Below are 15,190 nucleotides of genomic sequence, written 5' to 3'. Positions count from 1 at the left end.
CTTAGCCAATCAGTTGATGCGGTAAATAGCAGCGGGCAATCAGCCCGCTGCGATCTTCACGGTTCACCAGCTCCAGCCTGCCGCGATGCATCTGCACGATGCGCAGCACGATATTCAAACCCAAACCGCTGCCGCCATAACGCTGATCGCGACGACGAAACGCCTGCGTCAGCTCTTCCGCAGCGGCGGCTTCAATGCCGGGACCCTGATCCCACACTTCGATGATCACCTGCTGCTGGTCCTGCTGCATCTTCACCGCGACTTCGCTGCCTTCCGGGCTGTAGCGCGAGGCGTTTTCCAGCAGATTGCGCAGCATCAGGCGCAGCAGTACCGCTTCACCTTGCTGCGGCACATCGTCGTTCTGCGGCCAGTGCAGGATTTGCTGACGCTGTTGATACAGCTCGGTCATTTCTGGCTCCAGCGGCTGCATGATGTCCTGTTGCCACTGCAACTGCTGATAGTGACCGCCCGCCAGCGCTTGCCCGGCGCGCGATAACATCAACAACTGTTCCACGGTGTGCATCAACTGATCGATACGTTCAATTAGCATCTCGCTCTGCGGCACGTTCTGCTGGTGGAGCAGCTCGAGATGCAGGCGCAATCCGGCCAGCGGCGTGCGCAGCTCGTGCGCCGCATCGGCAGTGAACAGGCGTTCCTGCTGCAACGTGTGATCGAGGCGTGAAAACAGTTGGTTGATCGAGGTGGTTACCGCCACGATCTCATCCATTTCGGAGTAGATCGGCAACGGTGTCAGATTATCCGCTGAACGATGCGCAAGGCTGTCCTGCAGCGATTTCAGCGGACGAATAATCCAGTTAATCGCCCAAAACGACAGCAGCAAGGTGAGGGCGACCATGACTAAGGAAGGCAGCAACAATGAGGCAATGGCTTCACGGATCTCGTTTTCTACCCGATCGTTACGCGCCTGCGCGGAGAGCGTTTCGTTGACTAAAAAACTGATCTGCTCGCGGCTTTCATGCCACAGCCAGATGGCGCTCATCACCTGACAGGTGAGGAGAATCAGCGCCAGCATAATCAATAACCGCTGACGCATGCTGTTCATTCGCGGATTTCCAGACGGTAACCGACGCCGCGCACGGTTTTTATGCGATCTTTCCCGAGCTTGCGACGCAAATTGTGGATGTGAACTTCGAGAGTGTTGGAGCCGGGATCGTCATTCCAGCTGTAGAGATCCTGTTGCAGCGTTTCGCGGTGTACGTTTTGCCCCACGCGCATCAGTAAGCGGGTGAGCAGTGCGAACTCTTTGGGCGTGATCTCCAGCGGCTGATCTTCCAGCAGAACCTGTTGTGAACTGAGATTGAGTGTCAGATCGCCCTGTTGCAGCAGGTTATCGCTGTGGCCCTGATAACGGCGGATGAGCGCCCGCACGCGTGCCTGCAGTTCAACCAATGCAAACGGCTTCACCAGATAATCGTCAGCGCCGGCATCCAGACCATCAACGCGATCCTCCAGCGCATCGCGCGCCGTGAGGATCAGTACCGGCACCGCAATGCCGTCACGTCGCCATTGTCGCAGCAGTGATGCTCCATCGCGATCCGGCAAGCCGAGATCGAGCACGATCAGGCTGTACTGACCGCTACGCAGCAGCGCGTTGCTCTCTGCGGCGGTACTGGCGCAGTCGATGGCGTAGCCTTGCGAGCTTAACGCCTGCGCAAGGCCCGATTGCAACAGCGCATCATCTTCAACGATTAGCAGTTTCATCAGTTGTTCTTGTTGATATCCGTATAGAGGCGGCTCTCAAAACGTACCAGCGGAATGCGGCGCGTTTTCTGATTTTCCGGCGGTACCGCGTAACCGGACAGGAACTGGACAAAGGCTACGCGCGCGCCGCTGGAGGTGGTGATGAATCCTGCCAGATTATAGACGCCCTGCAGCGAACCGGTTTTCGCCGAGACTTTGCCATCCAGCCCTGCTTCATGCAGACCGCCGCGATATTGCAGCGTGCCGTCGTAACCGGCCAGCGGCAGCATCGAAATGTAATTCAGCGTCGAATCATTTTTCGCAATGTATTGCAGCACTTGCATCATGGTCTCTGGCGCGATCAGGTCATGACGCGACAGCCCGGAACCATCAACCTGAATGCTGTTGCCGAGATCGACCCCGGCTTTTTCGCGCAGAATACGACGTACCGCATCTGAACCCGCGCGGAAGGTGCCCGGCACGTTGAAGTAATGATGGCCGATGGTGCGGAACACGGTGTCGGCAATCATGTTGTCCGACTTCTTCAGCATAGTGTGCAGCAGCGTGTGCAGCGGCGCTGATTGCGTTGAAGCCAACACGGTACCCGGCGACGTCACTTGCGCCTGGCGAACCAGATGACCGCTGTAATCAATATCGGTGGCGCGCAGTTCGGCTTTAAGTATCTCACCGGCCCACGCAGCACCATCCTGCACGGCAAAGGCCAGCGGTAGCGGCTCTGAACGTTGACGCATGCAGCCGGTTAAGGTGTAACGATTGAGCTCGCCTGGTACCACATCCAGCTCGCAATATTGTCCGTCACCGCTGTTGCGGCCAATGGTGCGCACCTGACTGAACATGTGGGCCGGATAATAGGAGGCGATACGCACAAAGGCGTTTTCGCCCGGTGTATTGGCGCTATACAGCGACACGGAGAAACAGTTTTTATCGACGATGGCCGCTGCAGGTGGCGCACTGAAGCACTGCGTCAAATCGTTCCACGGCCAGCCTGGCGCCATATCGTGGCTGGCGAACACCGAGGTGTCGATCACCAGATTGCCCTTGATATGGGTGATGCCCTGCTTTTTCAGCGCAGTGACCATGTTGCGCAGATCCTGGCGGCTCAGCGTAGGATCGCCGCCAAATCGTGCCACTAAATCGCCATTCAGGGTGCCATCATTGACCGCTCCTTTGGTTTCCATGGTGGTCTGGAAACGAAAATCGGGCCCGAGCTCTAGTAAAGCCGCCAGCGCTGTCACCACTTTCATGGTGCTGGCCGGTAACGCCATCTGTTTGCCGTGATAATCGATTATCGGGGTGGATGCGCCCACTTTTTGTACCATCAGCGCCAGGTTTGCGCCGTCTGGCAAATACTGCATGTATTCTTCAACGGGAGCTGCTTGTGCCTGCAGCATAAACGCACAGGTTAATCCGGTAACAAGTCGTGAAAATCGCATAATCTCGCGGTAACTGACGGGTGAGGGCGTCAATACTACGTCCCCGGACGGTGCAAAGTAAACGATGACCCACAGTGAACTCTGGGGTAAAATACGTATCAAAATGCAAAACCGAACCTGACCCGGAAAGCTTTCCGGGTCAGGCTTCTTTTGCTTGTGAAAAGAGGTAACGCGCTGCAGAAGCTGTTTTCTGCTGTCACCGGTCAGGATGACGCCGTTAACCAGGATAGATGACGAGGAGCCAAAATGAATCAGATTCCGATGACGTTGAAAGGCGCTGAGAAGCTGCGCGAAGAGCTGAACGAACTGAAAACTGTGAAGCGTCCGCGCATCATCGCCTCCATCGCCACAGCCCGTGAGCACGGCGATTTGAAAGAGAATGCCGAATATCATGCGGCTCGCGAAGAACAGGGTTTCTGCGAGGGGCGTATTCAGGAGATTGAAGCCAAGCTTTCCAATGCGCAAGTCATTGATGTGACTGCCATGCCGAAAACCGGTCGCGTGATTTTTGGCGCTACCGTTACCATTCTTAATGTGGATACGGATGAAGAATTCACCTACCGCATCGTGGGTGACGATGAAGCTGACTTCAAGCAGAACCTGATTTCAGTGAATTCGCCGATGGCGCGTGGATTGGTTGGAAAATCAGCCGACGATGTCGCGATTGTGAAAACCCCAGGCGGGGATGTGGAATATGAAGTCCTGAAGGTGGAATACCTTTAAGACATTGCTACGCTTTGCAATATGTCGCTGCATTTTGTAAAGAAAGGAAAAAGGCCGCATTGCGGCCTTTTATCACATGCAGGAGCGTGGCACTTTCTTTGCCCGTCGCCGCCTTTAAAGGCATGATTAACGCGGAAGAGTAATTTTACGCTCTTTGGCAGGGCGATACAGCACCAGCGTGTTGCCGATTACCTGTACGTTGCCTGCTTTAGTTTCACGCACGATAGCGTCCACGATCAGCTGCTTAGTTTCACGATCTTCCGAGGCAATTTTTACCTTGATCAATTCGTGATGTTCGAGCGCCAGTTCGATTTCGGCAAGCACGCCTTCGGTAAGGCCATTTCCGCCCAGCATGACAACCGGCTTAAGCGGATGGGCAAGGCCTTTCAGGTGCTGTTTTTGTTTGGTACTCAGATTCATCGTATTTTTTGCTTACTCAGGGATTGAAAACGGTTCATTCTACCGCCATCTCGGGTATATCGCCAAATCAACGCAACCATTGCGTGCTGATTTATCGCTACGATGACGATTTAATTGGAAAAATTATGACGGGTAAAAAGCGTTCGGCCAGTTCCAGTCGCTGGCTACAGGAACACTTTAGCGATAAATATGTGCTGCAGGCACAGAAAAAAGGGTTACGTTCGCGTGCCTGGTTTAAACTTGAAGAAATTCAGCAGGGTGACAAGATTTTCAAACCCGGGATGACGGTTGTTGATCTCGGTGCGGCACCCGGCGGCTGGTCGCAATATGTGGTTCAGCTTATCGGATCAAGTGGTCGTATCATCGCCTGCGATCTGTTACCAATGGATCCGATTGTCGGCGTTGATTTTTTGCAGGGCGACTTTCGTGATGAGGCGGTACTTAACGCCTTACTGGAGCGCGTTGGCGACCAAAAGGTGCAGGTGGTGATGTCTGATATGGCACCCAACATGAGCGGTACACCTGCGGTTGATATTCCACGTTCGATGTATTTGGTAGAATTGGCGCTGGAAATGTGTCGGGATATCCTGGCCCCAGGCGGCAGTTTTGTCGTGAAAGTGTTTCAGGGAGATGGCTTCGATGAATACCTGCGGGAAATTCGCTCCCTGTTTACGAAAGTAAAAATTCGTAAGCCGGACGCTTCGCGATTACGTTCGCGCGAAGTGTACATTGTGGCGACGGGGCGCAAACTTTAGCCCGAATTGCCGGAATCAAAGCAAGACGACCAATGCGTTTACTCTGATGTGTAATTCTGAGTTTCAGGGTAAACAAGCAAAATCATCCGCACTGCGATTCCAGGTATGAAGGATCTATAGTACCCTACGCTGTCTGTTAACATCGTTGTAATATGAGGTTAATCCCTTGAGTGACATGGCGAAAAACCTGATTCTCTGGTTAGTCATCGCGGTCGTGCTGATGTCTGTATTCCAGAGCTTTGGGCCCAGCGAGTCGAATGGCCGTAGGGTTGATTATTCAACTTTCCTATCGGAAGTGAACCAAGATCAGGTCCGCGAGGCACGAATTAACGGGCGTGAGATTAACGTTGTCAAAAAAGACAGCAATAAATACACCACCTATATCCCCGTCAACGATCCTAAGTTACTCGATAACCTGTTGACCAAAAACGTCAAAGTCGTTGGCGAACCGCCTGAAGAACCAAGCCTGCTGGCTTCCATCTTCATCTCATGGTTCCCAATGCTGCTGCTAATTGGCGTGTGGATCTTCTTTATGCGGCAGATGCAGGGCGGCGGCGGCAAGGGCGCGATGTCCTTCGGCAAGAGCAAAGCCCGCATGCTGACCGAAGATCAGATCAAAACCACTTTTGCTGACGTGGCCGGTTGTGATGAGGCCAAAGAAGAAGTTGGTGAGCTGGTTGAGTATCTACGTGAGCCGAGCCGTTTCCAGAAGCTGGGCGGTAAAATTCCGAAAGGCGTCCTGATGGTCGGCCCTCCGGGTACCGGTAAAACGCTGCTGGCGAAAGCGATTGCTGGTGAAGCCAAAGTCCCGTTCTTTACCATTTCCGGTTCTGACTTCGTGGAAATGTTTGTCGGTGTCGGTGCATCTCGTGTGCGTGACATGTTCGAACAAGCGAAGAAAGCGGCACCGTGCATCATCTTTATCGATGAAATCGATGCGGTTGGCCGTCAGCGTGGCGCCGGTTTAGGCGGTGGTCACGATGAACGTGAACAAACGCTGAACCAGATGCTGGTTGAGATGGATGGCTTTGAAGGTAATGAAGGCATCATCGTTATCGCGGCAACTAACCGTCCAGACGTCCTTGACCCGGCGCTGCTGCGTCCAGGCCGCTTTGACCGTCAGGTTGTGGTGGGTCTGCCAGACGTGCGTGGTCGTGAGCAGATTCTGAAAGTCCATATGCGTCGTGTGCCGCTGGCAACCGATATGGATCCATCAGTTATCGCACGTGGTACGCCTGGTTTCTCCGGTGCGGATTTGGCTAACCTGGTCAACGAAGCTGCGCTGTTTGCTGCTCGCGGCAACAAGCGTGTTGTTTCGATGGTTGAGTTTGAAAAAGCCAAAGACAAAATCATGATGGGTGCGGAACGTCGCTCCATGGTGATGACCGAAGAGCAGAAAGAATCGACGGCTTATCATGAAGCGGGTCACGCGATCGTGGGTACGCTGGTTCCGGGTTACGATCCGGTGCACAAGGTCACCATCATTCCGCGTGGTCGTGCTCTGGGTGTGGCTTTCTTCTTGCCAGTAGGCGATGAGATCAGCGCCAACCGTCAGAAGCTGGAAAGCCGTATTTCTGTGGCTTACGGCGGACGTCTGGCGGAAGAGATCATTTATGGTCCGGACTATGTTTCTACCGGTGCTTCATCTGACATCAAAATGGCGACCAGCGTAGCACGCAACATGGTTACGCAGTGGGGCTTCTCTGAGAAGCTGGGTCCATTGCTTTACGCTGAAGAAGAGGGCGAAGTGTTCCTCGGTCGCTCAGTGGCGAAAGCAAAACACATGTCAGATGAAACGGCGCGCATTATCGATCAGGAAGTTAAACACCTTATCGATACCAACTACCAGCGTGCACGCCGTATTCTGAATGAAAACATGGACATCCTTCACGCGATGAAAGACGCGCTGATGAAGTATGAGACCATCGATGCACCGCAGATCAGCGATCTGATGGCACGCCGCGAAGTGCGTCCACCAGCAGGTTGGGAAGAGGCGAAAGTTGCTGTGGGTAACGGCGACTCTACGCAGGCTCCACGTCCTGTTGATGACCCGAAAACGCCGGGTTCAGACAAGATCATGTGATGGCATTCTGGCGGGATGCGTTGCTCACCGCCAGTTCTCCCTCCCGCAATACTTGTTACAATGCAAACCCCGGCCAGTCCGGGGTTTTTTACATTCCGTGATTCAGTGATTCCTCAAGGAGATTCTCGCCATGAAGTTGTTCGCCCGTGATTCCCATCTCGATCTCTCTTTTCCCCATGTGATGGGTATTTTGAATGTCACGCCGGACTCTTTCTCTGATGGTGGAAGTCACAACACGCTGGTCGATGCGCTGACGCACACCAATGAAATGGTGAATGCCGGTGCCACCATCATTGATGTGGGCGGTGAATCAACGCGTCCGGGCGCTGATGAAGTTAGCGTGGAAGAGGAGCTGGCACGCGTTATTCCGGTGGTGGAAGCCATCGCGCAGCGTTTTGAGGTGTGGATTTCGGTCGATACTTCCAAGCCAGAAGTGATCCGTGAAGCGGCGCGAGTGGGTGCTCACATTATCAATGACATTCGTTCTTTGTCCGAACCGGGCGCGCTGGCGGCGGCGGCAGAAACAGGCTTGCCGGTGTGTCTGATGCATATGCAAGGAGAACCGCGCACCATGCAGCAGGCACCGGAATATAGCCACATCGTGAGCGAAGTGGATGCTTACTTCACTGCACAGATTGCGCGATGTGAAGCAGCCGGCATCAAAAAAGATAATCTGATGCTCGATCCTGGCTTCGGTTTCGGTAAGAATCTCAGCCACAACTATGAACTGCTGGCCAACCTCAGCCATTTCCACCACTACGGCTTACCGCTGTTGGTAGGAATGTCACGCAAGTCGATGGTTGGGCAGTTGCTAAATGTCGGTCCGGCCCAGCGTCTGACCGGAAGCCTCAGCTGTGCGGTGATTGCCGCCATGCAAGGGGCGCAAATTATTCGCGTGCATGATGTGAAAGAGACTGTCGAAGCGATGCGCGTCGTCGAAGCGACACGGAGAGCAAAAGGATAAAGCATGAGTAATCGTAAATATTTCGGTACAGATGGGATTCGCGGCAAAGTCGGTGAAGCACCGATTACCCCTGATTTTGTCCTCAAGTTAGGCTGGGCGGCCGGTAAGGTGCTGGCGCGCCAGGGTTCACGCAAGGTATTGATTGGTAAAGATACGCGTATTTCAGGCTATATGCTGGAATCGGCACTGGAAGCGGGCCTGGCGGCGGCGGGATTGTCGGCGGCTTTCACCGGCCCGATGCCGACACCTGCAATTGCTTATCTGACCCGCACTTTCCGCGCGGAAGCGGGTATTGTCATTTCAGCTTCTCATAATCCCTTTGACGACAATGGCATCAAATTCTTCTCGGCTGAAGGTACCAAGCTGCCGGATGAAGTTGAAGAAGCCATCGAACTGGAGATGGAAAAGCCGATCACCTGCGTAGAGTCGGCTGAACTGGGCCGTGCCAGTCGCATTGTCGATGCTGCTGGTCGTTACATCGAATTCTGCAAAGGGACTTTCCCAAGCGAGCTGAGCCTGAATGGGCTAAAGATTGTGGTCGATTGTGCGAATGGCGCGACGTATCACATTGCGCCTAATGTGCTGCGTGAGCTGGGTGCGAATGTGATTGCTATCGGCGTGCAGCCGGATGGCATGAACATCAACAAAGATTGCGGTGCGACCGATCTGCGTTTGCTGCAGCATCGCGTGTTGGAAGAGAAGGCCGATCTCGGACTGGCGTACGACGGTGATGGCGACCGCATCATGATGGTTGACCATTTAGGTCACAAAGTCGATGGCGATCAAATTCTCTACATCATTGCGCGTGAAGGGCTACGTCAGGGCCAGCTGCGCGGTGGCGTGGTGGGCACGTTGATGAGCAACATGGGTCTGGAACTGGCGCTGAAACAGCTGGGTATCCCGTTTACCCGTGCGAAAGTGGGCGACCGCTATGTGCTGGAAAAAATGCAGGAGAAGGGCTGGCGTTTAGGAGCCGAAAACTCCGGTCACGTTATTCTGCTGGATAAAACCACCACCGGCGACGGCATCGTAGCAAGTTTGCAAGTGCTTACTGCAATCGTACGCAACCATATGACGCTACACGACCTGTGCAGTGGCATGAAAATGCTGCCGCAGATTCTGGTCAATGTGCGCTTCGCTGGCGAGCACGATCCGCTGGAAAGCGAAAGCGTGAAAGCTGTCACTGCGGAAGCTGAAAAAACGCTGGCGGGACGCGGTCGCGTGTTGCTGCGCAAATCCGGCACTGAACCCCTGATTCGTGTGATGGTGGAAGGTGAAGATGAGGCGCAGGTCAGCGCGTTGGCGCATAAAATCGCGGATGCAGTAAAAGCGGTGTAAGTTTTTCAGGCGGGGAGTTTTTAAACTTTCCGCCTGCAAAATCACCGGGATGGTGCTTTTTTCCGCAATCGATAGCGATGGTGAAAATTGCACTTGCAGAGGTATGTGCCTTTGGTTAGTATTCACACCCGCTTCTGATGGGTGATGACGAGACTCCCCATCGATATTGGTTGAAGCTTTAACTGTGCAGATAACGCGCAAGGAAACAGGTTGATTATGTACGAAGCTCTGTTAGTTGTTTTCCTTATTGTAGCGATTGGCCTCGTGGGTTTGATCATGCTGCAGCAAGGCAAAGGCGCTGATATGGGAGCCTCATTCGGTGCAGGCGCTTCTGGTACGCTGTTTGGTTCAAATGGGTCTGGCAACTTTATGACTCGTATGACCGCGGTACTGGCTACGCTGTTCTTCATCATCAGCCTGGTTCTGGGTAACCTGAACAGTAATAAAACAGCCAAAGGTAGCGAGTGGGATAACCTCACTGCGCCGGCGCAGTCTGAACAGCAGACTCAGCCAGCTAAACCGGCAACACCGGGCAATGATATCCCGCAGTAAGATCGTCAACGCTGTAGTGCGATAAAACAACGTCGCAGTCTAGTGATGTACCGAGGTGGTGAAATTGGTAGACACGCTACCTTGAGGTGGTAGTGCTCGAAAGGGCTTACGGGTTCAAGTCCCGTCCTCGGTACCAAATCTCAGTTTAACTTGCATTTTTTGCAAGGTCGGCGTATTATTCGCCACGTTTTCGGACGCGGGGTGGAGCAGCCTGGTAGCTCGTCGGGCTCATAACCCGAAGGTCGTCGGTTCAAATCCGGCCCCCGCAACCACTTTCCCTTAGAGTTCTTTTTCAAATATACTGTATGCATCGACGGACGCAATCTCAGTGATTTTTGAAAAAAATTCTTTTGGATTGTGCTCCGAAGCCGCTATGCGGCGTACAGGGTCCAGTCACAAAAAGCCCCGAATATTCGGGGTTTTTTGTTATCAGGAAATCGAAACACTGGGCTATAGGCCCTTTTTTTATGTCTTGGGGGTGGGCTTGTCCACATTAGAGCAAAAATTGACAGAGTTGATCTCTGCTCCAGTAGAAGCGCTTGGCTACGAATTAGTCGGTATTGAGTTTATTCGTGGTCGCACATCAACCCTGCGCATCTATATTGATAGTGAAGAGGGTATCAATGTTGATGATTGCGCCGATGTTAGCCACCAGGTTAGCGCAGTAATGGATGTGGAAGATCCAATTACCGTGGCTTACAACCTTGAAGTTTCCTCGCCGGGTCTCGAACGTCCTCTTTTCACTGCTGAACACTATGCACGTTTTGTCGGTGACGAGGTGAGCCTGGTACTACGCATGGCCGTACAAAACCGCCGTAAATGGCAGGGTATCATCAAGTCTGTTGAAGGCGAGATGATCACGGTGACCGTTGAGGGTAACGATGAAGTGTTCGCGCTGAGCAACATTCAGAAAGCGAACCTGGTCCCCCACTTTTAAAAGTCCGGATTGAGGCTAACCAGGATGAACAAAGAGATCTTAGCTGTAGTAGAAGCCGTTTCTAACGAAAAAGCCCTGCCGCGTGAGAAAATCTTCGAAGCGCTGGAGAGCGCTTTGGCCACTGCGACCAAAAAGAAGTATGAGCAAGAGATCGAAGTGCGTGTCAGCATCGATCGCCGCAGCGGCGATTTCGACACCTTCCGTCGCTGGCAGATTGTAGAAGAAGTCACGCAGCCGACTCGCGAGATCACGCTGGATGCAGCCCGTTATGAAGACGAAGCGTTCAATCTGGGCGAATTTGTCGAAGATCAGATTGAATCTGTCACCTTCGACCGTATCACCACCCAAACTGCTAAGCAGGTTATCGTACAAAAAGTACGTGAAGCTGAGCGCGCAATGGTGGTTGATCAGTTCCGTCAGCACGAAGGCGAAATCATCACTGGCGTGGTGAAGAAAGTGAACCGTGACAACATTTCACTGGACCTCGGCAGCAATGCTGAAGCGGTGATTTTGCGTGAAGACATGCTGCCGCGTGAAAACTTCCGTCCAGGTGACCGTATCCGCGGTGTGCTGTATGCCGTTCGCCCTGAAGCGCGTGGCGCGCAGCTGTTCGTCACCCGTTCTAAACCAGAAATGCTGATCGAGTTATTCCGCATTGAGGTGCCAGAAATTGGCGAAGAAGTTATCGAGATCAAAGCGGCAGCGCGCGATCCGGGTTCACGCGCCAAAATCGCGGTGAAGACCAACGATAAACGTATTGATCCAGTGGGCGCTTGCGTCGGTATGCGCGGTGCGCGTGTCCAGGCGGTTTCGAGCGAGCTGGGTGGCGAGCGTATCGACATTGTGCTGTGGGACGACAACCCGGCGCAGTTCGTTATCAACGCTATGGCGCCAGCCGATGTGGCGTCAATTGTGGTGGATGAAGACAATCACACCATGGATATCGCTGTTGAAGCCGGCAATCTGGCTCAGGCGATCGGCCGTAACGGCCAAAACGTGCGTCTGGCTTCCCAACTGAGCGGTTGGGAACTAAACGTGATGACCGTCGATGATCTGCAGGCTAAGCACCAAGCTGAAGCCCATGCAGCGATCGATATGTTCACCAAACATCTCGACATCGACGAAGAGTTCGCCACCATTCTGGTGGAAGAGGGCTTCTCTTCGCTGGAAGAATTGGCTTATGTGCCAATCAACGAGCTGCTGGAAATCGACGGCCTCGATGAAGAGACCATTGAAGCCCTGCGTGAACGAGCAAAAAATGCGTTAACCACCCTGGCATTAGCGAAAGAAGAGAGCCTTGGTAATCAGGAGCCCGCTGAGGATCTTCTGAATCTTGAGGGCTTGGATCGTGCGCTGGCGTATCGCCTGGCGTCGAAAGGCGTTTGCACGCTGGAAGATCTCGCTGAGCAAGGTGTTGACGATCTGACAGATATTGAAGGGCTGGATGACGAGAAAGCCGGTGCGCTGATTATGGCTGCACGTAATATCTGCTGGTTCGGCGATGACGCGTAATAACAGGAAGGAACAGCATGACAGATGTAACCGTAAAATCGCTGGCCGCCGAAATTCAGACCCCGGTCGATCGCCTGGTACAGCAATTTGCTGATGCAGGGATTCGTAAGTCTGAAAACGATGCGGTATCCCAGCAAGAGAAAGAAACCTTACTGTCTCACCTGAATCGTGAGCACGGTCAGACCGGTTCAAGCAAGCTGACTTTGCAGCGCAAGACGCGCAGCACCTTGAATATTCCCGTCACCGGGGGTAAAAGTAAGTCGGTACAAATCGAAGTCCGCAAAAAGCGCACATACGTGAAAGGCGATGCAGAGTCTGAGCAAGCTCAGGCAGAAGCGGAAGCCGAGGCGCAGCGTGAAGCGGAAGAGCAGGCGCGTCGCGAGGCGGAAGAACAAGCCCGTCGCGAAGCTGAACAGAAAGCGCAACGTGAAGCCGAAGACAAAGCCAAGCGCGAAGCCGCTGACAAGGCTAAACGTGAAGCAGCGGAAAAAGAGAAATTGACTAATCAACCTACCGATGTAGTAGCCAAGGCTGCGCAATCTGATAAAGCCCGTCGTGAAGCAGAAGCTGCCGAACTGAAACGTAAAGCAGAAGAAGAAGCACGCCGTAAGCTGGAAGAAGATGCGCGCCGCGTGGCTGAAGAAGCCCGCCGCCTGGCTGAAGAGAAAGGCGCTGAATGGGCAAAACCTGAAGAAGAGGATAAAGGCGACTATCACGTCACTACCTCTACTCACGCCCGTCAGGCAGAAGACGAGAACGATCGCCAGGTAGAAGCTGGCCGTGCACGTGCTCGCACCACCAAAGCGGCTCGTCCGGTTAAGAAAGGCAACAAGCATTCTGAAGCTAAAACCGATCGCGAAGAAGCGCGTGCTCAGGTGCGTGGCGGCAAAGGCGGTAAGCATCGTAAGCCAAGCACCCTGCAGCAGGGCTTTAACAAGCCGGCTCAGGCGGTTAACCGCGATGTTGTCATCGGTGAAACCATCACCGTTGCTGAACTGGCCAACAAAATGGCGATCAAAGGTTCTCTGGTCGTTAAAGCGATGATGAAGATGGGCGCCATGGCGACCATCAACCAGGTTATCGATCAAGAAACCGCTCAGATGGTTGCGGAAGAGATGGGTCACAAAGTGATCCTGCGCCGTGAGAATGAGCTGGAAGAAGCGGTAATGGACGATCGTGACACCGATGCTGCGCAGGAAAGCCGTGCGCCAGTCGTCACCATCATGGGTCATGTTGACCACGGTAAAACCTCGCTGCTTGACTACATTCGTTCAACGAAAGTGGCATCAGGCGAAGCGGGCGGTATTACCCAGCATATTGGTGCTTACCACGTTGAAACTGACAACGGTATGATCACCTTCCTCGATACCCCTGGACACGCCGCGTTTACCGCAATGCGTGCTCGTGGTGCGCAGGCCACGGATATCGTTATCCTGGTTGTGGCTGCTGACGATGGCGTGATGCCTCAGACCGTTGAAGCTATCCAGCATGCGAAAGCAGCCGGTGTGCCAGTGGTTGTTGCGGTTAACAAAATTGATAAGCCAGATGCTGATCCAGACCGCGTTAAGAACGAACTGACCCAGTACGGAATTCTTCCGGAAGAGTGGGGCGGTGAGAACATGTTCGTTAACGTCTCTGCGAAAGCCGGTACCGGTATCGACGACCTGCTGAATGCGATTCTGCTGCAAGCTGAAGTTCTGGAACTGTCTGCTATCCGTGAAGGTATGGCCAGCGGCGTGGTGATTGAATCGTTCCTCGACAAAGGTCGTGGCCCGGTTGCTACCGTGCTGGTACGTGAAGGTACGCTGAACAAAGGTGATATCGTGCTGTGCGGCTTCGAATATGGCCGTGTACGTGCGATGCGTGACGAACTGGGTCGTGAAGTACTGGAAGCAGGTCCATCCATTCCAGTCGAAATCCTCGGTCTGTCCGGTGTGCCGGCTGCGGGTGATGAAGCGACTGTAGTACGTGATGAGAAGAAAGCGCGTGAAGTTGCACTGTATCGTCAGGGCAAATTCCGTGAAGTTAAGCTGGCGCGTCAGCAGAAGTCTAAGTTGGAGAACATGTTCGCCAACATGACTGAAGGCGAAGTGTCTGAGCTGAACATCGTGCTGAAATCTGACGTACAGGGTTCTGTTGAAGCCATCTCTGATTCGCTGCTGAAACTGTCTACCGACGAAGTGAAAGTACGCATTATCGGTTCAGGCGTGGGTGGTATCACCGAAACCGACGCCACGCTGGCTGCAGCATCCAACGCCATCATTCTCGGCTTCAACGTGCGTGCTGATGCATCTGCTCGCCGCGTGATTGACGCTGAAAACGTTGACCTGCGTTACTACTCCGTCATCTATAATCTGATCGACGAAGTAAAAGCAGCAATGAGCGGTATGCTGGCTCCAGAGTTCAAACAGCAGATTATCGGTCTGGCTGCGGTACGTGACGTGTTCAAATCACCGAAGTTTGGTGCCATCGCGGGCTGTATGGTCACTGAAGGTATCATCAAACGTCACAACCCAATCCGTGTACTGCGTGACAACGTGGTTATCTATGAAGGCGAACTGGAATCACTGCGTCGCTTCAAAGATGACGTCAACGAAGTTCGTAACGGCATGGAATGTGGTATTGGCGTGAAGAACTATAACGACGTTCGCGTTGGCGATATGATCGAAGTGTTCGAAGTGATTGAAATTAAACGCACCATCGATTGATCATCATTTGATGTGTTGCAATTTGGGAGGCCTCTGGCCTCCC

The 15,190-nt window shown here is 53.4% G+C and carries 13 protein-coding genes and 2 tRNA genes; 11 read left to right on the top strand and 4 right to left on the bottom strand.

Annotation, left to right across the window (positions count from 1 at the left end; translation table 11 throughout):
* Window position 1: 1 nt before the first annotated feature.
* The 3 genes from pmrB to dacB are packed head-to-tail and all read right to left on the bottom strand — an operon-like array spanning window position 2 to window position 3,155.
* Complete coding sequence (gene pmrB, locus DEU53_RS19085) at window positions 2-1,063, bottom strand: two-component system sensor histidine kinase PmrB (RefSeq protein ID WP_101762258.1); 1,062 nt, start codon at window positions 1,061-1,063, stop codon at window positions 2-4.
* The gene (pmrA, locus tag DEU53_RS19080) at window positions 1,060-1,722 is read right to left on the bottom strand and encodes a two-component system response regulator PmrA (protein WP_101762257.1); all 663 of its coding nucleotides are present in this window, start codon (window positions 1,720-1,722) and stop codon (window positions 1,060-1,062) included. The genes pmrB and pmrA overlap by 4 nt, the downstream gene beginning before the upstream one ends.
* Window positions 1,722-3,155, bottom strand: coding sequence for a serine-type D-Ala-D-Ala carboxypeptidase (dacB, locus tag DEU53_RS19075; RefSeq protein ID WP_110868069.1), 1,434 nt, complete (start codon window positions 3,153-3,155; stop codon window positions 1,722-1,724). The genes pmrA and dacB overlap by 1 nt, the downstream gene beginning before the upstream one ends.
* 246 nt (window positions 3,156-3,401) lie before the next feature.
* On the opposite strand from dacB, the gene greA reads away from it, so the two are divergent.
* Window positions 3,402-3,878 carry a transcription elongation factor GreA gene (gene greA, locus DEU53_RS19070; RefSeq protein ID WP_110868068.1) on the top strand — a complete coding sequence of 159 codons (477 nt, stop codon included), beginning with the start codon at window positions 3,402-3,404 and terminating at the stop codon, window positions 3,876-3,878.
* A gap of 126 nt (window positions 3,879-4,004) precedes the next feature.
* Here greA and yhbY read toward each other — a convergent pair whose 3' ends face one another.
* Window positions 4,005-4,298, bottom strand: coding sequence for a ribosome assembly RNA-binding protein YhbY (yhbY, locus tag DEU53_RS19065; RefSeq protein ID WP_007886683.1), 294 nt, complete (start codon window positions 4,296-4,298; stop codon window positions 4,005-4,007).
* A gap of 125 nt (window positions 4,299-4,423) precedes the next feature.
* On the opposite strand from yhbY, the gene rlmE reads away from it, so the two are divergent.
* From rlmE to infB, 10 genes are all read left to right on the top strand, one after another.
* Window positions 4,424-5,053 carry a 23S rRNA (uridine(2552)-2'-O)-methyltransferase RlmE gene (rlmE, locus tag DEU53_RS19060; RefSeq protein WP_007886684.1) on the top strand — a complete coding sequence of 210 codons (630 nt, stop codon included), beginning with the start codon at window positions 4,424-4,426 and terminating at the stop codon, window positions 5,051-5,053.
* Between the two features lie 175 nt (window positions 5,054-5,228).
* Window positions 5,229-7,136: an ATP-dependent zinc metalloprotease FtsH gene (gene ftsH, locus DEU53_RS19055; protein ID WP_036620266.1), complete on the top strand. Its 1,908-nt coding sequence runs from the start codon at window positions 5,229-5,231 to the stop codon at window positions 7,134-7,136.
* Window positions 7,137-7,266: 130 nt separating this feature from the next.
* Entirely contained in the window at window positions 7,267-8,100 is an 834-nt protein-coding gene (gene folP, locus DEU53_RS19050) for a dihydropteroate synthase (protein ID WP_110868067.1), read from the top strand.
* A gap of 3 nt (window positions 8,101-8,103) precedes the next feature.
* Window positions 8,104-9,438 (top strand): phosphoglucosamine mutase, encoded by a 1,335-nt coding sequence (gene glmM / locus DEU53_RS19045; RefSeq protein ID WP_101762253.1) that lies wholly within the window; start codon window positions 8,104-8,106, stop codon window positions 9,436-9,438.
* Between the two features lie 216 nt (window positions 9,439-9,654).
* Entirely contained in the window at window positions 9,655-9,990 is a 336-nt protein-coding gene (secG, locus tag DEU53_RS19040) for a preprotein translocase subunit SecG (protein ID WP_007886689.1), read from the top strand.
* A gap of 49 nt (window positions 9,991-10,039) precedes the next feature.
* Window positions 10,040-10,126 (top strand) — tRNA-Leu (locus DEU53_RS19035).
* A gap of 59 nt (window positions 10,127-10,185) precedes the next feature.
* A tRNA-Met gene (locus DEU53_RS19030) sits at window positions 10,186-10,262 on the top strand.
* 212 nt (window positions 10,263-10,474) lie between these two features.
* A complete protein-coding gene (gene rimP, locus DEU53_RS19025; RefSeq protein WP_137386838.1) occupies window positions 10,475-10,927 on the top strand; it encodes a ribosome maturation factor RimP in 453 nt (150 codons plus the stop codon).
* A 24-nt stretch (window positions 10,928-10,951) separates the two neighbouring features.
* Window positions 10,952-12,439: a transcription termination factor NusA gene (gene nusA, locus DEU53_RS19020; protein ID WP_101762251.1), complete on the top strand. Its 1,488-nt coding sequence runs from the start codon at window positions 10,952-10,954 to the stop codon at window positions 12,437-12,439.
* A gap of 17 nt (window positions 12,440-12,456) precedes the next feature.
* The gene (infB, locus tag DEU53_RS19015; RefSeq protein WP_064737725.1) at window positions 12,457-15,147 is read left to right on the top strand and encodes a translation initiation factor IF-2; all 2,691 of its coding nucleotides are present in this window, start codon (window positions 12,457-12,459) and stop codon (window positions 15,145-15,147) included.
* Window positions 15,148-15,190: the final 43 nt, after the last annotated feature.

The sequence above is a fragment of the Pantoea sp. AG1095 genome, from assembly GCF_003208415.1.
Classification (GTDB): Bacteria; Pseudomonadota; Gammaproteobacteria; order Enterobacterales; family Enterobacteriaceae; genus Pantoea; species Pantoea leporis.
This window is presented reverse-complemented; position numbering and strand designations above follow the sequence as displayed.